At 47.4% G+C, this 20322-nt stretch carries 17 protein-coding genes; 12 read left to right on the forward strand and 5 right to left on the reverse strand.

Features of this window, described 5'->3' with window-relative positions:
• Positions 1-93 precede the first annotated feature (93 nt).
• The 4 genes from PTQ21_RS09675 (at position 94) to PTQ21_RS09690 (ending at position 4900) form a co-directional block, all read left to right on the forward strand.
• On the forward strand, positions 94-2376 hold the full coding sequence (locus PTQ21_RS09675; RefSeq protein ID WP_274569671.1) for an outer membrane protein assembly factor BamB family protein: 2283 nt from the start codon (positions 94-96) through the stop codon (positions 2374-2376).
• 131 nt (positions 2377-2507) lie between these two features.
• Complete coding sequence (locus tag PTQ21_RS09680) at positions 2508-3326, forward strand: methionine ABC transporter ATP-binding protein (RefSeq protein ID WP_079694969.1); 819 nt, start codon at positions 2508-2510, stop codon at positions 3324-3326.
• On the forward strand, positions 3313-3984 hold the full coding sequence (locus PTQ21_RS09685; RefSeq protein WP_079694970.1) for a methionine ABC transporter permease: 672 nt from the start codon (positions 3313-3315) through the stop codon (positions 3982-3984). Before PTQ21_RS09680 ends, PTQ21_RS09685 begins: the two co-directional genes overlap by 14 nt.
• 76 nt (positions 3985-4060) lie before the next feature.
• Positions 4061-4900, forward strand: coding sequence for a MetQ/NlpA family ABC transporter substrate-binding protein (locus tag PTQ21_RS09690; RefSeq protein WP_076290419.1), 840 nt, complete (start codon positions 4061-4063; stop codon positions 4898-4900).
• Between the two features lie 133 nt (positions 4901-5033).
• Here PTQ21_RS09690 and PTQ21_RS09695 read toward each other — a convergent pair whose 3' ends face one another.
• Positions 5034-5897 (reverse strand): helix-turn-helix transcriptional regulator, encoded by an 864-nt coding sequence (locus PTQ21_RS09695; RefSeq protein WP_274569672.1) that lies wholly within the window; start codon positions 5895-5897, stop codon positions 5034-5036.
• Positions 5898-6039: 142 nt separating this feature from the next.
• Here PTQ21_RS09695 and fabF point away from each other — a divergent pair, with 142 nt between their 5' ends.
• From fabF to PTQ21_RS09720, 5 genes are all read left to right on the forward strand, one after another.
• Positions 6040-7278: a beta-ketoacyl-ACP synthase II gene (gene fabF / locus PTQ21_RS09700; RefSeq protein WP_274569673.1), complete on the forward strand. Its 1239-nt coding sequence runs from the start codon at positions 6040-6042 to the stop codon at positions 7276-7278.
• Positions 7279-7585: 307 nt separating this feature from the next.
• Positions 7586-8005, forward strand: a complete 420-nt coding sequence (locus PTQ21_RS09705) for a hypothetical protein (RefSeq protein WP_090807643.1) — start codon at positions 7586-7588, stop codon at positions 8003-8005.
• Between the two features lie 23 nt (positions 8006-8028).
• Positions 8029-13014 (forward strand): DUF4132 domain-containing protein, encoded by a 4986-nt coding sequence (locus PTQ21_RS09710; protein ID WP_090807645.1) that lies wholly within the window; start codon positions 8029-8031, stop codon positions 13012-13014.
• A gap of 312 nt (positions 13015-13326) precedes the next feature.
• Entirely contained in the window at positions 13327-13785 is a 459-nt protein-coding gene (locus PTQ21_RS09715) for an acetyltransferase (RefSeq protein WP_079694976.1), read from the forward strand.
• A gap of 51 nt (positions 13786-13836) precedes the next feature.
• A complete protein-coding gene (locus tag PTQ21_RS09720; RefSeq protein WP_072735047.1) occupies positions 13837-14823 on the forward strand; it encodes a WXG100 family type VII secretion target in 987 nt (328 codons plus the stop codon).
• Positions 14824-15026: 203 nt separating this feature from the next.
• Here the strand turns inward: PTQ21_RS09720 and PTQ21_RS09725 are convergent, their stop codons facing one another.
• From PTQ21_RS09725 to PTQ21_RS09740, 4 genes are all read right to left on the reverse strand, one after another.
• A complete protein-coding gene (locus tag PTQ21_RS09725) occupies positions 15027-15815 on the reverse strand; it encodes a formate/nitrite transporter family protein (protein WP_053784134.1) in 789 nt (262 codons plus the stop codon).
• Positions 15816-15919: 104 nt separating this feature from the next.
• Positions 15920-16138 carry a bacteriocin immunity protein gene (locus PTQ21_RS09730; protein ID WP_256336496.1) on the reverse strand — a complete coding sequence of 73 codons (219 nt, stop codon included), beginning with the start codon at positions 16136-16138 and terminating at the stop codon, positions 15920-15922.
• A 36-nt stretch (positions 16139-16174) separates the two neighbouring features.
• Positions 16175-16357 carry a hypothetical protein gene (locus PTQ21_RS09735; RefSeq protein WP_274569677.1) on the reverse strand — a complete coding sequence of 61 codons (183 nt, stop codon included), beginning with the start codon at positions 16355-16357 and terminating at the stop codon, positions 16175-16177.
• Positions 16358-16531: 174 nt separating this feature from the next.
• Positions 16532-17521 (reverse strand): quinone oxidoreductase family protein, encoded by a 990-nt coding sequence (locus tag PTQ21_RS09740; protein WP_274569678.1) that lies wholly within the window; start codon positions 17519-17521, stop codon positions 16532-16534.
• Between the two features lie 137 nt (positions 17522-17658).
• On the opposite strand from PTQ21_RS09740, the gene PTQ21_RS09745 reads away from it, so the two are divergent.
• The 3 genes from PTQ21_RS09745 to PTQ21_RS09755 all read left to right on the forward strand — a co-directional run bounded on the left by PTQ21_RS09745 (position 17659) and on the right by PTQ21_RS09755 (position 20321).
• A complete protein-coding gene (locus PTQ21_RS09745) occupies positions 17659-18534 on the forward strand; it encodes a LysR family transcriptional regulator (RefSeq protein WP_090807651.1) in 876 nt (291 codons plus the stop codon).
• Between the two features lie 6 nt (positions 18535-18540).
• On the forward strand, positions 18541-19641 hold the full coding sequence (locus PTQ21_RS09750) for a threonine aldolase family protein (RefSeq protein WP_274569679.1): 1101 nt from the start codon (positions 18541-18543) through the stop codon (positions 19639-19641).
• 209 nt (positions 19642-19850) lie between these two features.
• The gene (locus tag PTQ21_RS09755) at positions 19851-20321 is read left to right on the forward strand and encodes an SMI1/KNR4 family protein (RefSeq protein WP_072735051.1); all 471 of its coding nucleotides are present in this window, start codon (positions 19851-19853) and stop codon (positions 20319-20321) included.
• The last annotated feature ends 1 nt before the right edge of the window (position 20322 follow it).

Below are 20322 nucleotides of genomic sequence, written 5' to 3' on the forward strand. Positions count from 1 at the left end.
GTACCTTGTAAATATATTTGGGAGTAACAGTAACTTTTCCTAGTTCAAAACGTCTTAAATGGAAATAACTTCAAATGATTGGAGTGGACTGACGTGAAGACGGGGCGTAAAAGGCAATGGACGGGCTACCCATGGAATATCGCTGCTGGTGTCTTAGTTGTGCTGGTTACGGGGGGACTGCTGTTGTACAACCATGCCAGGGCGCTGGAGGGGCAAGGTTCGGGTTCAGTAACGCAAGTGCTATCGGTGAAGCTTAATTATAAAAAGGGGGATAAGGTCACAGTTGCAAAGGGAGTACCTATTTACAGCCAAGTGGTCGAGAGCAGTGTTTCCCCTGATCGGATGGACATAGACGGGTATAGCTCCGCTCAAGGGAGCTTGCAAATCGACGCTGTTCGCGGGGAATGGGTCAAACTAAAAGGTAGCGATTACACTGAATTCTGGATACCTGGCTGGTATACCTCCAAAGAAAGCCGAAGCCTGACGAAATCCATTCCACAAACGTTCAAGCTTCAATCGGGCAGCAAGCTGTACCTGTTTCCCGGAAGTCAGGCAACATGGTCTTCAGGGGCATTCCTGAAAGAGCAGGCGTTCATTGTTGCAGCGACGAAGGACTGGTATGGCGTGTCCATTGCCCCGCGCGTCTGGAACAAGGAATCGTCCACTTATCGTCCAGCATTGCTTTGGGTTAAGGCAAAGGATGTAGCACAGCATACCAAGGTAGCGGATGGCTGGTTCAGTAGACAATTGGCGATGCCCACGTCCACTATACGTCATTTGATAGATATTGTGCTGAATTCAAAAACGACCTCAAAACAGGTGGCGCAGTGGCTTGGCGAACCGGATTGGCAAGAGCATTCCGGCAATTTAAACGATACGGGTTATGCCATGAGCATAGGAAAGACCTGGCGGTACGAGCGAGCAGATGCTCATTTTCTCGTGACATTTAACAAGAACGGCAGGCTGGTTCGTACGCGCTGGAATATACCCCAGGACGATCGAAACGGTGTAGTGTCTAATTGGGAATTTGGTGGTTCAGATGAATATCAGTTCACGACTAAAATCTATGGCACAATGCTGCCTGCCACCTTACCCTGGAAATCGGTATGGACCAATCAGGGGGATATTAATTACACCTTTCTACAAGCAGCAACGGAGGATGTGCTCCTGATGAAAGGGGATGACGGTGGATTTAGCGGGGGGTACTACGAAGGTTCCATATATGCTCTTGACCGACATTCCGGCCAGAAATTATGGGCGATCAATGGTGGGTTTGGAAGACAGCAGGCAGAGGTGGATGCGGGACGCCAATACGTTACAATCTACACCGATTATGACCCTGACAAGAAAAAATACGTGGATCGTATACGCCATCTGGGCTTGAAGAACGGAAAGGTCGAGTGGGAGTATATCCCCAAGCAAAATTTCAGATTGAATGGGATCACGGCAGCGAAGAATGTCGTCATTGTGGACAGCGCGGTTGTTGAAGGCTCAAGCAATAGCTGGTTAACGGTGCTGGACAGTGCAAACGGAAAAACATTATGGAAGCGAAAACTGACGACCGGTTATGAATTATTGAATAAGAGCGCGGAAGATCCTTATGTCATGTATTGGGAAAAGGATAAACTGATTGCAGCTGATCCGCGATCAGGCCGCACCGTGTGGAGCATTGCAGCAGGGAAGTCAACGATAGAGCATCCCGAACGGAATCCTTATTTTGACGGAATTGCTCGTATCGATCCGTTTGTGCCCGCACAGCCAGAACGCTGGATGCTGCTGGATGACCAGTGGGTGCTGGTTGATCTGAACAACGGACAGAAGCTTGCACAATTTCCGGCCCGGGTTGGACAGCAAATTGAGGTGCTGAATGACGGCATGGTGCTCATTCGAGAGAACAACAACGGGGAAATGTATGGTGAATACGAGGATTACATAACCACCTTGTATGATCCCAAGACCGAAAAAAAATGGTGGACGCAGAATAACAAGATCGAACGCGCACTTGTGGAGGGCGATCAATTATATGTAATCAAGAACGGTTATCCGGCAGCCCTTGCCTATGATACAGGGGAGACCCGCTGGACTGCACAAAACACGATTGCTGCCTTTCAATACCCTACCAATCAGGGGAGTTACGTGGTGATTGAAGATCAGCTTTTGCTACCGATGGGTGAGGATCTCCTGATCATGGATAAAAATGACGGTACCTTGATCGGCCGTGTGCATGACGTCGTGATGGGAAACCCGGAACATCGTGATCGGGATGCTAAGAATGGAACCATGAACCGGCTTGGAAATGAAGTCTATATTGGGTCGTCCAACGGACGGTTTAGTATATATGATGCTAATGATTTGCACACAGATATCTCACCTTAAAGCTTGTTTCATGTCGAATGATGATTTATTATGAATAAACAGGATTGCTCGCGCTCCGGTTATCGGCTGTGCGGGCTTTCTTCATGTGTTCTTGAAGGACCATGTACGATCAATCGCAGGAGGAATCTCCCATGATTTCATTATACGGGGTAAGCAAGCGTTACAACGAGCGTGGGTCCCGTGAAGATCAGGGATTCGAAGCGTTAAGCTCGGTTTCTCTAGAAGTAGGCCAGGGAGAGATCCACGGCATTATCGGCTCTAGTGGTGCAGGGAAATCCACACTTCTGCGCATGCTCAATGGATTGGAAAAGCCTGATGACGGCGAAGTCATTGTGAATGGGCAGCATTTGACCCGGATGAGTGAGCCGAGTCTGCGTCAGGTACGGAGGTCCATTGGCATGATTTTTCAGCACTTCAATCTCGTCAGCAATCGAACGGTAAGTGGCAATGTCTGCATGCCTCTGGAACTCGCTGGCGTCTCTCGGACAGAGCGGGTTGCACGAGGACTTGAGGTATTGAGATTTGTCGGACTTGAAGATAAGGCCAACCAGTATCCTGCGCAGTTAAGCGGAGGGCAAAAGCAACGTGTTGCCATCGCCAGAGCACTTGCCAGCCGCCCGGATGTGCTGCTCTGTGATGAACCAACATCTTCGCTTGATCCGCAGACCACGAGTGGAATTCTGGATGTGCTGCGTCATGTCAATGAAACGCTGGGGGTAACTATTGTACTCGTTACACATGAGATGGAGGTTGCCCGAAAGCTCTGCGACCGGATATCGGTGATGAAAGAGGGACGGATCATCAAAACGCTGTCGGAAGCGGAAGTAAGAAGCATACCGGCACCGAAGCCTGATCTTTTAACATCCTTGTTGATGGGTGAAGATGTATCCATGAGCGGACGAAATACCTCTATTCATGGCGATCAGGAGGACCATAATGATGATACCTGAGTCCGTTGTGAAGTATCAGCATGAAATTTGGCAGGCCATCGGAGAGACGTTTGTCATGGTGGGGATCTCTATCACGGCAGCCGTGTTAATCGGGCTGCCTCTGGGCACACTGCTGTATTTGTTCAGAAAAGGGCAACGTTATCAGAATCGACCTCTGTTCACGATTCTGGGAAGTCTCGTCAACATCATTCGTTCCTTCCCGTTTCTGCTGCTAGTGGTATTTATGATTCCGTTCACACGTCTGATCGTTGGAACATCCATCGGGACGCTCGCAGCAACCGTGCCGCTCTCGGTCATCGCCATTGCGTATTACGCCAGACTGGTAGAACAGGCCTTGCTTGATGTCCCGAAGGGTGTGGTTGAAGCTGCTTCTTCCATGGGTGCATCGACCATACAGCTTGTGGTGAAATTCCTGTATGTGGAGGCCCGCTCAAGTCTTGTACTCGGCTTAACAACGGCAACCATCAGCTTTATCTCTTACTCTACGGTCATGGGTATTGTCGGTGGTGGCGGTGTTGGTGATTTTGCGATTCGTTACGGTTATCAGCGATTCGAGACGGAGATCATGGTATTTACGATTATCATTATGATTATCCTGGTACAGATGATCCAATTTACTGGCAGCAGACTGTCCCGCTGGCTCGATCGCAGATCCTGAAGAAGGACAAGCAGTGCAGAAAGATTGAATTACAGCATGAACAATACAGATTACATGATGAAGGGGTTTATATCAGATGAAAGCAAAACTAATGCTCATGCTGCTGGCAGTGACGCTCGTAGCAGCCGGATGCGGCAAAAAAGAAGAAACACCTGCGGCGGAAGGAAATAAGGAAAGTACTCAAGCCGGACAAGAAGTGACGTTGAAAGTAGCTACTTTGATTCCGCCAATGACAGATGTGCTGGATATTGTGAAACCATTGCTGAAAGAAGATGGCGTTAATCTGGAAGTTGTTGTACTTTCCGATAACGTTCAACCGAATACTGCACTGGCGAACAAGGAAGTAGACGCAAACTTCTTCCAGCACGTCCCTTACATGAATCAGTACAATGAAGCAAATAACGCTAATCTGGTGGCTGTGCAGCCGATCTACAATGCCATCTACGGAGCATATTCCAAGAAGTATAAATCCATTGAAGAATTGCCTGAAGGTGCAACGGTAGCGATTGCCAACGATCCGTCCAACATTGGACGCTCGCTGGTCATGATGGAACAGAACGGCCTGATCAAGCTGAAAGAAGGCGTCGGTTTTAATGCAACGCAAGCAGACATCACGGAGAACACGAAGAACTTCAAGTTCAAAGAAGTGGATCTGTTGATGCTGGCCCGCATGCTGGATGATGCGGATCTGGTTGCCATGACGCCAGCCTATGCGAGTCCGCTGGGGCTTACACCCAAGAAGGATGCGCTGTTCACTGAGAAGGATGATTCCCATTTTGCCATTACCTTGGTTGCGCGTGAAGATAACAAGGATTCGGAAGCCATTCAGAAGCTGGCGAAGCGTATGGCGGGTCCAGAAGTGAAAGCCTTCTTTGAAGAGAAGTATGCAGATATTGCGATCCCGGCTTTTAAATAACATCCGTTAATCTGCAACTGAAATGATTGTACAGACAGGTTCAAAACAAACAAACAAACATGAAGACCCAGGCCTCATCGCCCTGGGTCTTTTTTTGTTCATTTGTATTACGGAGTAAAGGAGAAGATCAGCATCAGCTTTTGTCTGAGTCGTGTTCTACCTTTGGCTCCATGAGGCGAATCAGTTTCCGCTCTGTAGCCGTGTCTGTTGCAGGTGTGTAGATACTGCACCGCAAATCGGCATTTCCCTGAACCTGGAGTGAGGTAAGATCAAAAAGCATTTTGCCAGCTCTGGAATGTCTGAATTCAATCAACACATCCGGGGCGCTGCTAACATTGCTTTGTTTCCAGAGGGGTTGAAAATCAGGATATCTGTCCATCATGTCATCCAAAAACAAGTTGTACCATTCATCATCGACATATTGACCGTAATAAGCACGGAAAATAGCCAGGAATCCGCTGACAAAATCCTCCCAATTGACGGCCAGCCTCCGAAATTCCTTTCGTTCAAACAACAAGCTGATCATGTTCCGCTGTTCAGCCGGAATCTGTTCAAAGTCCATAAACACATGCCGTGCTGCGTCATTCCAGCCCACAATGTGACAGCGTCGGTCTGAGATGATTGTGGGACAATTGCGAAGTTCCTGCAATATTTTCTGCAAAGAGGGATGAACTTGGAGTGGCTTCTCATCCAGGATATGAAGTTCCGAATGGTAATCCAAGCCAAGGGAAAACAAATACTTCCGTTCATCTGCTGTCAGCCTGAGAGCTGAGGCGATGTTATCCAATACGGAATGAGATACCTGAATATCTCGGCCCTGTTCAAGCCAGGTGTACCATGTTGTGCTCACACCTGCCAATTGGGATACTTCTTCTCTTCTTAATCCAGGCGTTCTTCGCCGGGAGCCCGCGGGTAATCCGACGGATTCCGGAGAGATTTTGGAACGCTGGCTTTTCAGAAAAGCGGACAGTGCCTGCAGCCTGACATCATGGTTCATTCCATCACCTTCGTTCCTGAGTTTATCATAGTAGTCATTATACTATTATAATTGACAACTTGTAATAGGATAATACGAATGGCAATATAAGTGCATAACTTAACTAAACAAGTATGGAAAGAGCACTAAAGGAGGATGCATTATGGAGCGTGTTGTTATTACAGGAATGGGGATTATCTCTCCTTTGGGGAATGATGTGCATACATTTTGGAATGGATTGGTGGAAGGCAAATCAGGAGTTTCGCCAATTGAAGCGTTTGATACAACGTCCTATAAAACGAAGATAGCAGGGATGGTCCGTGATTTTGACGGAGAAGAACGGTTTGGACGGAAGGAAGCACGGCGTATGGACCGGTTCGTGCAATTTGCTGTTGCGGCAGCAGATCAGGCTTTATCTGACTCCGGTCTCGAGATGGAGCATGTGGACAGGGAGCGCGTTGGCGTGTATATCGGTTCCGGCATCGGCGGAATCCAGACCCTGATGGAACAAGGCAAACTCCTGTCTGAACGCGGGCCTGCAAGAGTCAGTCCAACACTGGTGCCCATGATGATATCCAATATGGCGGCGGCTATGGTGAGCATGAGATTTGGCTGTTGGGGACCTACTCTCTCGCCAGTGACAGCCTGTTCGATCGGCAACACCGCCATAGGTGAGGCTTTCCGGCTGATCCGTCACGGTGGAGCAGATGTGATTTTTGCTGGAGGGACGGAGGCAGCTGTCACCGAAGTATCACTGGCAAGCTTCGGCAATGCGACGGCGCTATCTACACGAAACGAAGCGTACGAAGGAGCGAGTCGACCATTTGATGCAGGCAGAGATGGTTTTGTCATGGCTGAGGGTGCCGGGGTCTTGGTTGTAGAGTCTTTGTCCCACGCCCTTGCGAGAGGTGCAAACATCCTTGCAGAGATCGTAGGTTATGGTGCCAGTTCAGACGCGTATCATATGGTAGCAACCCATCCCGAAGGACGTGGTGCATACTTGGCCATGAAAGCCGCTCTGGCGGATGCACAGCTTCAGCCGCAAGACATTGATGTCATTAATGCTCATGCTACCAGTACGGAAGCGGGTGATCTTTCCGAGACACGAGCAATCAAGCAGCTGTTTGGTGCGGAAGCCTATCATATTCCGGTAACAGCAAACAAATCGATGACCGGACATATGCTGGGGGCGGCTGGTGGTGCGGAAGCTATATCGCTCATTCAAAGCTTGCGTAGCGGCATCATTCCACCGACAATCAATCAAGAGCAGAGCGATCCGGAATGTGATCTCGATTATGTCCCCAATGTTGCAAGAGAAGCTGACCTGAAGATTGGCATGTCCAACTCATTTGGCTTCGGTGGTCATAATGCGGTCATTATTTTGCAGAAATATTCATCGTAAACTTACAGAGAGCAGTGACTGCCCAAAGGCGCACTGTTCTCTTTTTATTTGCTGTGGGAAGACTGTTCCGACTGCGAAAGTGCAATATAGGCCATTAGTTCGCTGGTTGCATGTAAACATGAGAAATGGCCCATGAATATGGTCGGGATATTCGTTAAAATGTTCAATAGGGGCACATATGTACGCATAATTGAATGGATAACGAAATAGGCCGAAGTTTAAGTTTGGTCCGTTTTCCATGGTGGTATAGATATAAGGGCTGATAGAGGCTTCTTATAACATAAAGCTATACATAGGAGGGTAAGCAGTGAATGTATGGATTACGGTGAAAAGTCTGGGTAAACGCAAGCCGGCACTTGCCAAACAGGCTGCCGAACTTCCGGAAACAACCGATACGTTGAGACAGCTTATTAAGAACATGGTGGCTCAACAGCTCAAGGTTCTTCAGGACAAGAAGAATGAAGCAGAATGGCTTGCCTACCTGATGCCCGAGGACATTCAAGAGCAGGGAGCAGCAGGAAAAGTAGGCTTTGGCACGATATATAACGAAGGGGTTCCCGATGTAGAAGGCGCCATGGATACAGCTGTAACCGCATATGAAGATGGATTATTTAAGGTGTTTCTCAATGATGAAGAGTTGCAGGCATTGGATGAGCCGTTGATTATACAGGAAGACGATAATGTGGTGTTTATCCGCTTTACAATGCTTGCCGGACGTATGTGGTAGAGAGTGATGAGGAGGAGAATGGAATGAATCAGGAAGATAAAGTTCAACAGTATCAACAAGAGTTGCAGGAAAAAGTGAAATCGCTGAAGGGTGTGGAGCAAGAACTCGCAGGCTATGTTGCAGAGATGGCTGGATTCACCTATTTGCGCGAAGACGAAAAGGCCTATTTGGATGCAGTGCAGCAATTGCAAGGTATGTCCGCTGAGACGAAAACGCCATTGTTCCGTCCATTGCTGGATGTGCTGGAGCAACTGGTCAGTGGATCCTTCCTGCCTCGATTCCGTTACATTGCAGAACGTGCCGTGAATTTTCCTTATAGCAAACATTATGAGCGCAGACCATTTCGTACAACCGATCCCGAGCAGCATATTGGACAGGTTCTTCGTAAAATGATTGCCTTATTCCGTATGGAGATGCATGGCTTCTCTCTGAACGAATATGTATCCATGCGGGAGTACAAGTTTGATTATCTTCATGAGGTTAGAGCCGTTATACCGGATTGCATTGCCTATGAACTGGATCATGAAACCGGCGATATGAAGCAGGCGCTGCATGATATTATCTATGGCGACAATCAGAATGCATTGCTGACCACTGAAATGATCAAAGGTATCTTTATGAGCGATCAGGTGGATGCTTACCAGATGGTTGGAGAATTGCTGGTAGCAGCCAGACTGCAGGAGGGGTTGCGCCAGAGCATTGTAGAACGGATGGATGAAGGAACGCTTGAGGCGTATATATACATATTAAAAATAATCATCGACAACAACCTGATTCGGTTCAGTTCAGTGGTGAGAGCGCTCGCCGTATGGACAGGTATTGGAATTGAAGCGGCTAATCAGCGTGTTGCTGCGCAATTAATTACACAAGCGCATCAAGCATTGACTGATTCTGCGGTGCGAGAGGAATGGCAGCAAAGTGCCAATGCAAACCAATTATTCATTAGTCTTTGGGCAACCGCAGTCATCGAAGAGAATGAATTGGAGCGAAAAGTCATCCAAATCATGGATCACGGGCAAGTATATCAGCAGATTGTTGCACAATACGTACTTGCTAACAGTCAGAACAGAGGGCTGCGCTTAAACATGGCACGTCAGTATCTTGAAGTACAGGATCTGGAGTTGCTGCATTGGGTGATTGAGAATTATGATGCCATGTACATGTTTAACTGGAGCTTTGAAAATGGGGAGAATCAACGTAGTGTTCACGTCTGGCCCCTGCCTGTTTTTGGAGATAAAGCCGTGCGTCGTCGTGACTTTGATCTGTTTAAACAAATGCTGGCCTACATTCCGCAGGGAGGGACAGGTGGACCATCCGGTGTTCTTGAATTTGTTCAATATCGGATCGATCCGGATGATGTAGTGAAAAAAATGCTGTACCTTGCTGCGTATGACATGGACCCGGAATGGATTGGCGAGGTCATTGCACTCAAGGACAAACTAAGCCCGGATTTGCGAGGAGAATTGTTGTCCCAATTTGTCCATCATCCCGAGAACGAAGTACAAAGACAGTTTATTTTTGATAGTCTGTCGGATAAGAGCATGAACAATCGTGAGAATGCTCTGCTCAAAGCCAAGCTGCTGACGCTTACGCTCGAAGAGATGCTGCAAATGGAGGCATTGCTCAAACTGAAAACGGGATCTTTGCGTCAGAAGACCATTCAGGTGTTACTGCTTCAGCCAACCGATCAGCTGATGGTATCCCTGAAACGACTTGTACAATCCAAAACTGAATTGCAACGATTGGGTGCGCTGGAACTGTTGACCGAGATCTCCGCAGATTCACAACGCATGGAGCAGCAGGAGCAGATGCAGCCAATCATAGCGTTAATCAAGACACCAACAGCCAAGGAGCAGAAGCTGCTGGACAAGCTTACAGAGCAGAGCAGCAGGTATACGGCGGCTAATGGATTCGGTTTGTATGATCCTTCATGGGAAAATCCATTGCTTCAGGAAGAACGTGATCTCGGCAGCTTCAAGCCGAAGGACATGTTTACCCTTTCCCTGGAAAAAGCGAAGCAGTTTCTTGATGGTTTGGATGCGTTGTTACATGAGCACAGAGACCATGAATATGAGGCAGAATATTATGCCGGTTACAAAGAAACCTTGCTTGTAGGTGCGACATTGCGTGCCATGGTCTTCATTCCTTATGATCAGCGGCAAGATATAGCATTATTGGAGCAGTTCCCTCTCCATAACATATGGGGAGAATATGTTCAGAAGAGTGGTCTGGATAGTAAAGAACTGCTGCAAATTTTGTTTGTGATTCGTTTGGAGGATCTGAACAAGAAGCTGGATAGTTATTACCGTTACTATTCCAACATATACGAATATAGTGAATTGGAGAAACACTGGCTGCTGGAAGGATGGCGCAAGGAATTTGCCGAAGAGGTCTATCCGGTTCAGTATATCCAGGACATGAAAAAGATGGTCAGTGAGCTTCGTTACACAGATCAGGTGAAAACGCTGATTGAGGCCGTTTATGAGGACAGTGATAAGTCAGATACATTTGAAATCGCTGAGCGGACATTGTATGCGTTGATGAAAATGATGCCTGAGGAACAAATGGAAAAGGAATCGGGCATACTTGCTCTCTTGTCTGGTCCATGGTTCTATATTGTCCGGGATCGTGTATATGACGATGAGAGTTTCATGCGATACTTCCAGACGATAAGCCAATTCGACCGATTAAATAAGGAAAGTAACCGAGGCTCCTTCCTCACTCTGGACGATTACCTGCGTGCTTATGAATTGGACTTCATTGATGCACAGGAAGTCTACAAGCAGCTGCTTGTGGGAGATTCTCGTGCCCAGTTTATTCGGGAATTGACATCAAGCCGGTCCGACTGGATTACGGAGAAACCGGTATTGGCAGAACTGCGAAGAACAGTTGTTGAACGAATTTTGGAGATTGAGTTAACCCGAGGAGAGCTCTCAACAGAAGTAAGTACGCTGGCCATGAAGCTTGAACGCATTGAAGGTATGGAGCATTGGGTGCATCTCGTTGCAGCCATGGATCAGGATACCTTTGTCCGTGGATATATCTACAGCTACGGTGACAATACGACACGTAAAGAAACGTTCAGCCATCTGATCCAGGTTTGCCATCCACGTGATGGAGAGGACGAAGTACTGTTGGGACAATTGCTGGCGAAGCATCCCATCCAGGAGAAGAAGCTCCTGGAAGCCGCAATGTACGCACCGCAATGGATGGAGATTGTTGCGAAGCATCTCGGATGGGAAGGACTGCGCAGTGCAGCCTGGTACTTCCATGCTCATATCAATGAACGGTTCACTGCTGAAAAGGAAACCATTGTGGCGCATTATTCTCCAATTTCACCTCAGGACTTTAACGAAGGTGCATTTGATATCGCCTGGTTCGAGGAGGCATATGAAGCCGTCGGTGAGGAACGGTTCAGTCTGTTGTACGATTGTGCCAAATATATCTCCGGGGGAGCCAATCACCGCAGATCACAGTTGTTCGCGGATGCGGCACTTGGGAAACTGAAACTTGAAGATATGCGTCAGTCCGTGGAAGATAAGCGTAATAAAGATCATTTGTTGACCTACAGCCTGATTCCATTTGCAGAAGAACGGGAACAGGACCTGCGTGAGCGGTACGACTTCATTCAGAAGTTTCTGATGCAGAGCAAACAGTTTGGTGCACAGCGCCGTGCCAGTGAAGGTCTGGTATCCCAGATAGCGCTGGGCAACCTTGCCCGTAATGCAGGATATGCCGATGTTACCCGGCTGATGTGGGATATGGAAGCTCGCAAGCTGGATGAGATGAAATCCTATTTTGAGCCGCATGAACTGGATGAGGCTACTACAGCCCAATTGGTCATTGATGAAGAAGGCCAGCCGGAACTACTCATCGTAAGCAAAGGCAAAACACTCAAATCTGTACCTGCTCGGTTCAAGAAAGATGGATACATCACCGAATTGAAGGAATTAAAAACAGATCTGGTTGATCAGTATCGCCGGGCAAGACAGGAATTGGAGCGTTCCATGACGGCAGGAACATCCTTTACGAGTGAGGAAGTTTCAAGTCTACTGCAGAATCCGGTTCTTCGTCCACTGGTTCGCACGCTTGTGTTCCAAGCAGATGACAAGCTTGGAAGATTCGATGTAACGTCCGGTGGGTTGGTTACTCCGGCTTCGGATGATTCGACAAGCACGATACAAACCTTGGCGGCACATGATCGCCTACTGATTGCGCATCCATTGCATCTGTTCCAGAGTGGAAGCTGGAGTGAATTCCAACGGGATCTGTTCAACCGTCAGGAACGTCAGCCATTCAAGCAGGTGTTCCGTGAACTCTATCTTCCAAATGAGGATGAGCTGGCTAATGGAACGGTATCCCGTCGGTATGCAGGTTATCAGATTCAGCCGAAAAAAGCAGTTGCTCTGCTTAAAGGACGTCAATGGACAGTCAGCTATGAGGAAGGACTGCAAAAGGTAAGCTATGAGCATAATCTGATTGCCAATCTCTATGCCATGGCAGACTGGTTCTCACCCGCAGATACAGAAGCGCCTACTCTGGAGACGGTGCAGTTCTATGATCGAAAAACGTATAAACCTGTTGCGTTGAAGGATGTACCGCCGGTCTTCTTCTCGGAAGTCATGCGTGAAATTGATTTGGTGGTTAGCGTTGCACATGTTGGCGGAATAGATCCGGAAGCCAGCTTGACCACGATTGAGATGCGTCATGTGATTGTGAATGAGTCACTGCGTCTGTTGAAGGTCGATAACGTACGTCTCGATGGAAATTACGCTCGAATTGATGGTGAACTGGGCGAGTATGCTGTTCATCTTGGCAGCGGCAATGTGTTCAAACAGGCGACGGGCGCGCTTCATATCGTTCCTGTGCACAGTCAGCATCGAGGCAGAATATTCCTGCCATTCCTTGATGAAGATCCGAGAACGGCTGAAATCTTATCCAAAGTGATGTTATTGGCTGAAGACAAGAAGATCAAGGATCCGCAAATCCTTGCACAATTGCAGCATTGATTAGTAATGTTGAATGATGCTGCAGCCAAGCGGCATTAGATTGACGATGCCGAGTGAACTTATCGAATATCAGGCAGCTAGAGCACCAGGGTCAAGGTGACTTTAGCTGCCTTTTATTTTCTGTTTTTTTGGTAAGGAATCCTTAAATAGCAGTAAAATTTGGCTCAAGATTGGTAATGGTGGGTACAGATTGAGTATTGGGCATGGTAAAATATAAATAGAGTTATATAAAATTTCATGTATTAACCAAGTCCAATCGCAGGATCGGATGTTTACATAATTGTTTTCTAGGAAAAGGAGAATACGTTGGACATGTTAATCACTTCATATCGTGAACAGGATCATGACAAGTTGGTCGAGATTTGGGAGAGAGCCGTTCGGGCAACACATACGTTTTTAGAAGAGCATCACATCCAGTTCTATAAAAAAGTAGTGAGCGACGTGTTGCAGCAAAGGCAAGTCGAGGTATGGGAAGCGCTGGATGCTGGCAATGAACCCGTTGGTTTTATCGGTTTGGATGATAACTTTATTGAGATGTTGTTTGTAGATGTCAGTCAGCACGGGCAGGGCCTGGGGCGTCTTCTGATCAACCATACCCTTAACATCAAAGGTCGTCACCTCAAGGTGGATGTCAATGAGCAGAATGCTGGAGCAGCCCGATTCTACGAGAAAATGGGATTTGTACAAATGGGTCGTTCCGAGTTGGATGGTTCCGGTAATCCGTTTCCGCTGCTGCATCTGGAGATCAAGGCAGATCAGGCTGCAAGATAAAGAACGGTGGACCACGAAATAGGAGGAATATGACGAAGAGGAGCGTGCAGGATGACACAGATTAAGGTAACACCGGAACAACTGGATACAGTCAGTGGGCAATTCGCCCAGGCACATCAGCAATTGTCGGAGTTTATGTCCACATTGGATAGCCAGATCCGTGTCATGCGCAGCAATTGGGACGGAATGGAGCGGGAGCGCTTTTATAACGATTATGCAACGGCCCAAGCAACAATGAAGTCTGTTCTTGAGCTGGTCTTGTCCATCCAATCCGAACTCAAGAAAATTGCCGAGCGTTTCCGCACCACGGATGAAGATGTTGTGAACAAGGCTCTTATGGTGGCTTTGGCTGCGGCACAGACTCTTACGTCCCTCGGTAAACATAAAGGTGATGGCTCGGGCAAAACGTCAGGTCCTCCGGAGAATATGGAGGATTGGGATAAGAAGGACGCCGAGGATTACAAAAACTATGAGGAAATGTTGAAGAAAGCCGAGGAAATGGGTGACGAGAAACTGGCGCAGCAGCTTCAGGCCAGCATGAACGTTATTCGGCTTCAATATGAGGACGAAATCTATCAAACCGATCCGAACACAGGCAAGACGGTGAAAATTACCGAGGATTCGATTGTAGGTACGTATCAGGTTAAAAGCGACAAGGGTGAAACGACCAGCATCAGCTTGGATAAACAGGGTAACGTCGTGGATTACAACAAGGATACGAAAAAATACGAGTATTGGGAACAAACCCATACGACCAGTCAAGGGGAGCATCTCTTTGGCAAAGGAGCACAAACGGCTACAGCTTATGGAATCGGCCTGCTGTTGACCAGCAAGAGCGGATCTGCCTTTACAGAACATGCGACAGGGCTCGGTTCCTCCTTTGTTGCGGACAAGTTCCTGTTCTCCGTGCCGGAAGAAGGCGAGACGCGTACGATGATCTACCGAACCAACAAGGATACAGGCAAAATCGAGAATATGATTGTGGTCACGCGTGGCGACAACGATATTGAATATATTCCGTGGCGTGAGTATAACTAAGCTACGGAGCCAAGCCTTGTAGCCCCATTCGGGTACAAGGCGGGTAGAACCGAGGGCAGATATATAGGGAACCTGCCCATAAACAAACACCCGCGCAACCTTCATCACAGGATGGAAAGGTTGCGCGGGTGTTTGTGGTCTGGCTTACCGTCCAGCCAAGGTCAGGTGACCGGGCCAGTAAGGGGGCTTTTTTTGCCCAAAGATTAGTGTGTCTCTTCGTCCAGAAACGGTTTGTTCACCGCATAATACATGAAGCCCATCAACAGCACGCCGCCCACCAGATTGCCGAGCGTGACCGGAATCAGGTTATGAATAACCCCGCCGAATGAGATCGTCCCTGGATGGTTCAGTACCAGCGCAATCGCAAACGTACACATATTGGCGACGCTGTGCTCATATCCCGAGATGAAGAAACAGAAGACAAAGAGCATCATGGCGAACATTTTCGCACCATTCTCCTTCATGAACATTGGCACAAAGAACGCCAAACATACGAGCCAGTTACACAGAATGCCCCGGAAGAAGAGCTGCATGGCTGGTGCCTCCATCTTGTGCTCTACGACACTCAGCAGAAAACCATTCACCTGAGATGAATCGAACAGACCCGTCAGGTAGATTAACAGGGCAAATACCGCTGCACCCATCAGATTCCCACTGTAACTCGCGATCCACAGCTTCACCACTTCGAACCATTTCAGTTTTTTGCGTAAGGCAGCATAAGTGTAGTAAAACGTATTTCCAGTGAACAGATCACCGCCACCATAGGCAATCAGAATAATTGCCGCGCCGAACGTGAGGGCAGCCATAGGGTATGTAAAAGGGGAATCCTCCATATAAAAGAAGTTACCCGTCTTGAACGCCACGATGACGCCAAACCCGATAAACATGCTGGCGAGCATGGAGCGTGCAAGGTACCTGATCAAGCTTTGTTTGTAAATCTTGTGTTTCTTCAGCGCCAACTTCTCAACGTTGCGTAAACCTTCCGTTTCCATAATTCTCCTCCCGTTTTCCTGATGTCTTGTTTACATTATAACGAAAATATGGAAGTTGGGGAGGGTTGGCCTGGATTTGTGATGTTTATTTAATAGGATAAGAACTAAGGGCTGGGCGGAAGAATGATTGGACGAGCAGCTAGCGCCTCCTCCACAATCTGTTCGGGTGTCAGGTCTCGATCATCCCAGAAAATCAGATTGCTGATCTCCGCGTAAGGCATCTCTTGCTCTAACTCGGTTAGCATCTCATCCAGTTCATCTTCGGTTCCTTCGGCATTCATCAGCTTGCGAACCCTTTCTACCAAATGCAAATGGTTAGACATATCGATACCTCCTGAATGATTCATAGAGTGAACAAACTAGTCTTTCATGGGTTGATCCAATGGATCATACGTAATGATCACCGGTAAAAATTTGGGCTCAAGCATCAGGCTAATGAGTTGTCCGTTTTGATCAGCATAAGAAATGAGATAGCTTCCAAAATGAGATTCATAGATGAAATCCCTGTATTGAAAGGATCGTTCGGGGTACTTTATGTTCACATATAGCGTAGTTACCCCGCGGGCAAAGGTTGCTTTCAACATCGGAATTTGGGCCAAAAGTATAATCGCGACAAGAACAATTACTGTACGTTTAGCGAGACGGGTCAGATGGCTTCACCCCATTATCGTAAAATGATTTTACCTAATTAATGAAGGTCCATCTAAAACCAGATGTCACTCCACGAGTATAGCAAGATTGCCAAACTGCTCTCCCTTTTCCATACGTTCGAATGCTTTCGCTGTGTCCTGTAGCGGATATATACCATCGATCACAGGATGTATATCATGCTTCTCCACCCATTGCAGCATCTGGACAAACTCTTCACGGCTGCCCATGGAGGTGCCAATCAGGCTAACTTGCGGGAAAAAGATCGAGCGGATTGGAACAGCCAGATCATCTCCCGAGCTTGCGCCATACATCACGATACGGCCACCTGGTCTAATTATATCAAAATATTTTGGGAACATGCTTTGTCCGATGCTATCCAAGATGAGATCAACAGGATCAAGATCATTCTGCAAACTCCAGTCTGCATGACTGTCCAGAGCTTGGAAAGCGCCCAGACGCAGAGCCTCGTGTCTCTTGGCTTCGCTTCTGGATGTAACGGTCACTTTGGCACCAGCGGCTACGGCGATAAGCAAAGCATAGGTCGCTACACCACCACCAATGCCGGGAATGAGAATGTGTTCAGCCTGCTTAAGTCCGCCACGAGTGAATAGGGCACGGTATGCAGTCAAAGCCGAAAGGGACAACACCCCTGCTTCCGTCCATGATAGATGAGAGGGTTTGGGTAAGGCATTTCTAGCAGGCAACGTAATATATTGTGCGAGAGTTCCATCCGTAGGGCCCCCTACAATTTCGGGCACAATGGGTATGTCTACTGCGTGGTCCCAACCGAGAGTAGGGTGGATAATGACCTCATCACCTACAGATAAGTTCTCTACATCATCTCCAATTGCTATGATTACACCTGCTCCATCGGAACCAAGAATGAGTGGTGTGTCCTGGAATGTACGTCCTGCCATGATGAACAGATCACGATGATTAATTCCAGCAGATTTTAGTTGGATCTGTACTTCACCGGCTTCTGGGGCCCGAGATGTTGACTCTGTATATTGAAGACCTTCAAGGCCGCTATGGCCGGAATGTATAATAGCTTTCATTTTCAAAATTCCTCCTTGTGTATATAAAAACTTCACTACTGAGCCTCATTGTACAGATGGGGCAGATTCACGTAAAATGAACAAAAATGAATGTCAGTATCAATTCAGATAATAGATAACAAGCAGGTGATCAGGGCATGGATGCAGGAGATTTAAAAATATTTCAGGCGGTTGCCCGCGAAGGCAGTATCAGCAAAGCAGCATTAGCGCTGAATTATGTGCAATCCAATGTAACAACACGAATTAAACAGTTGGAAGATCAGCTGCAAGTACCGCTGTTTCATCGCTCCAACCGGGGCATGTTGCTCACACCAGCGGGTGAGAATTTGCTGGGATATGCGGATAAAATATTACATTTATTATATGAAGCGGAGCAGGCAACGCAGATCGGAAATCCACCTGCAGGGATGCTTCGTCTTGGTGCGATTGAGACCGCTGCCTCCAGTTATCTGACGCCGCTGCTCGCTGAATATCGTTTATGTTACCCCGAGGTTCAGCATTCGTTAATTACAGGGGGGACACATGAACTCAATCAGAAGGTCATTCAACATGAGCTGCATGGAGCTTTGGTATATGGCCCGATCGACCACCCTGAGCTGAACTATATGAAAGTGTACGACGAAGAGTTGGTACTGATTGCAGAACCCGGAACCCATGAAATGCATGCTCTATTGTGCAAACCGATGTTGTTTTTTGAAGTAGGCTGTACCCATCGCGCGCAGGCAGAAGCCTTTTTGAAAGATCAAGGCGTGCACACCCTCAACGTTACGGAATATGGAACACTGGACACCATTATGAATGGCGTATCTGCGGGAATAGGTGTGTCATTGCTCCCACGATCCTCGGTTACGAAAGCCGAAAGGAGAGGCGAGGTTACAGTGTTATCTTTGCCTGATCCGTATCGCAGGTTGGAAGTAGGATTTGTGCATTCCCGGAGTGAGCATCAATACGGAGCGCTGGGTGCACTGGTGCAGATGATAACGAACCAAAAAACCAGAACAATAAAGGAGTAAATAACCTTGAAGAATACAGAGTTAACATTAGCGGAAGCTTTTAATCAGGCAGAGTTTATTATAGGCGGCCACGGAAGTCGTAAAGTCAAAGTACTTCAGGAAGCGCTGGAGCAGGTGGATGGGGAACAATATAGTGATCATTATGGCAACGGCAAAATCATTGATCAATTCCAGCAGCAGATGGCTGACGTTCTGGGCAAGGAATCCGCTGTATTTTTCCCCAGTGGTACGATGGCGCAGCAAATTGCGCTACGTATCTGGTGTGACCGCAAAGGCATCAAGCGGGTAGCTTATCATCCTTTATCTCATCTGGAAATTCATGAAGAGGACGGACTGAAGGAACTACATCACATTGAATCCATTTTGCTGGCGGATAAGGACCGATTGATTCGATTGGAAGATGTGGAGGGGATGAATGAAGAGATTTCCTGCCTGCTGCTTGAACTGCCCCAACGCGAGATTGGTGGACAATTGCCTGCCTATGAAGAGTTGGAAGCAATCTCGGCTTATTGCCGTGAACGTGGAATCAAGCTTCATCTGGACGGGGCACGTTTGTTCGAAATCACGCCATACTATCAGAAGACACCAGCCGAGATTTGCAGTCTGTTCGATAGTGTCTACGTGTCTTTTTACAAAGGCATTGGAGGAATCGCTGGGGCTATATTGGCAGGAGATACGGATGTTATGCAAGAATCGAAAATATGGAAGCGTCGGCACGGCGGCGATCTGATCGGCCTATATCCATATATTCTTAGTTCTCAATATTATTTCAATGAACGGATTGGCAAAATGGGGCTTTATTATGAGCAGGCGAAGGAACTTGCTTCCTTGTTAAATGCGTGTCACGGTATACGTACATTGCCAGAAGTACCCGTCTCCAATATGTTTCACGTACATTTTCCCTTGGCCCAAGCCGAGGTGGAGCGTATTCTGGCATCCATGACTCAGCAATTTGGCCTAGGGATTACTTCATACTTGCAGCAGACCAGTGCGCATAGCTGTGCCTTTGAATTGTCAACGGGGGATCGTTATCAGAATGTACCCAAGGACAAGCTGCGTTCAGCGCTGGAATGGCTGGATGAAGAACTGCGGAAACATGTGAACTAAAATATGCCATGGTTATTATGTTTTATTCTGCCTTATCCACTTGCTGGATAGGGTATTTTTGTTGCAGGAAAAGAAAGATAGGTGACGAAAGGTACTTTAATGCAGCAATAACAGTAATAATGTAGCTTCTGGTATCATCGTGTCGTTAATAGTGAACATATTTTTGGACCAAAATTTCATTGATTTTCATTTATAGAGGAGGAGTTCAAGTGGAGTCGAAAGAATTGGAACCCATTCGTGATCTTTTGGTTGAAGCTTACAATACAACAATGGGAGAAGGGTGTACTCCTGAAACGCAACAGAGCATTGAGGATTTTGAGCAAAAGTATAACGTGAAATTGCCCGCAGTGTATCGTGAGCTCTTGCTTGAATTTGGTGCATGCAACTTCGGCGATCCTGCCTTGTATTCGGTGAAAGAATTGAATTGGGCATATCCCGAGTTCCTGGATGTATATCGTGAATATGAGAAGGAATACGAGTTGCCCGCTGATCTGCAACCATTTCCAATTGGTGGGTTTGGCGAAGGAAGCATTGCTATACTGGATCAAAATTCTGGCAAGGTCCTGATGTTAATCCACGATGCGGGAGAACTGCCTCTTCGTGAGATTGCCGTGGACTTTAATGAATTAATGACGATGCTGGCTGAATCAGCTGTTTGGGTTCAGGAACAGATGAAGTAAC

The organism is Paenibacillus marchantiae (assembly GCF_028771845.1).
Classification (GTDB): Bacteria; Bacillota; Bacilli; order Paenibacillales; family Paenibacillaceae; genus Paenibacillus; species Paenibacillus marchantiae.

Coding starts and splice junctions, on each gene's coding strand:
- PTQ21_RS09680 (WP_079694969.1), top strand. CDS start 2,508: ATGATTTCATTATACGGGGTAAGCAAGCGTTACAACGAGCGTGGGTCC.
- PTQ21_RS09685 (WP_079694970.1), top strand. CDS start 3,313: ATGATGATACCTGAGTCCGTTGTGAAGTATCAGCATGAAATTTGGCAG.
- PTQ21_RS09690 (WP_076290419.1), top strand. CDS start 4,061: ATGAAAGCAAAACTAATGCTCATGCTGCTGGCAGTGACGCTCGTAGCA.
- PTQ21_RS09695 (WP_274569672.1), bottom strand. CDS start 5,897: ATGAACCATGATGTCAGGCTGCAGGCACTGTCCGCTTTTCTGAAAAGC.
- fabF (WP_274569673.1), top strand. CDS start 6,040: ATGGAGCGTGTTGTTATTACAGGAATGGGGATTATCTCTCCTTTGGGG.
- PTQ21_RS09710 (WP_090807645.1), top strand. CDS start 8,029: ATGAATCAGGAAGATAAAGTTCAACAGTATCAACAAGAGTTGCAGGAA.
- PTQ21_RS09715 (WP_079694976.1), top strand. CDS start 13,327: ATGTTAATCACTTCATATCGTGAACAGGATCATGACAAGTTGGTCGAG.
- PTQ21_RS09720 (WP_072735047.1), top strand. CDS start 13,837: ATGACACAGATTAAGGTAACACCGGAACAACTGGATACAGTCAGTGGG.
- PTQ21_RS09725 (WP_053784134.1), bottom strand. CDS start 15,815: ATGGAAACGGAAGGTTTACGCAACGTTGAGAAGTTGGCGCTGAAGAAA.
- PTQ21_RS09730 (WP_256336496.1), bottom strand. CDS start 16,138: ATGTCTAACCATTTGCATTTGGTAGAAAGGGTTCGCAAGCTGATGAAT.
- PTQ21_RS09740 (WP_274569678.1), bottom strand. CDS start 17,521: ATGAAAGCTATTATACATTCCGGCCATAGCGGCCTTGAAGGTCTTCAA.
- PTQ21_RS09745 (WP_090807651.1), top strand. CDS start 17,659: ATGGATGCAGGAGATTTAAAAATATTTCAGGCGGTTGCCCGCGAAGGC.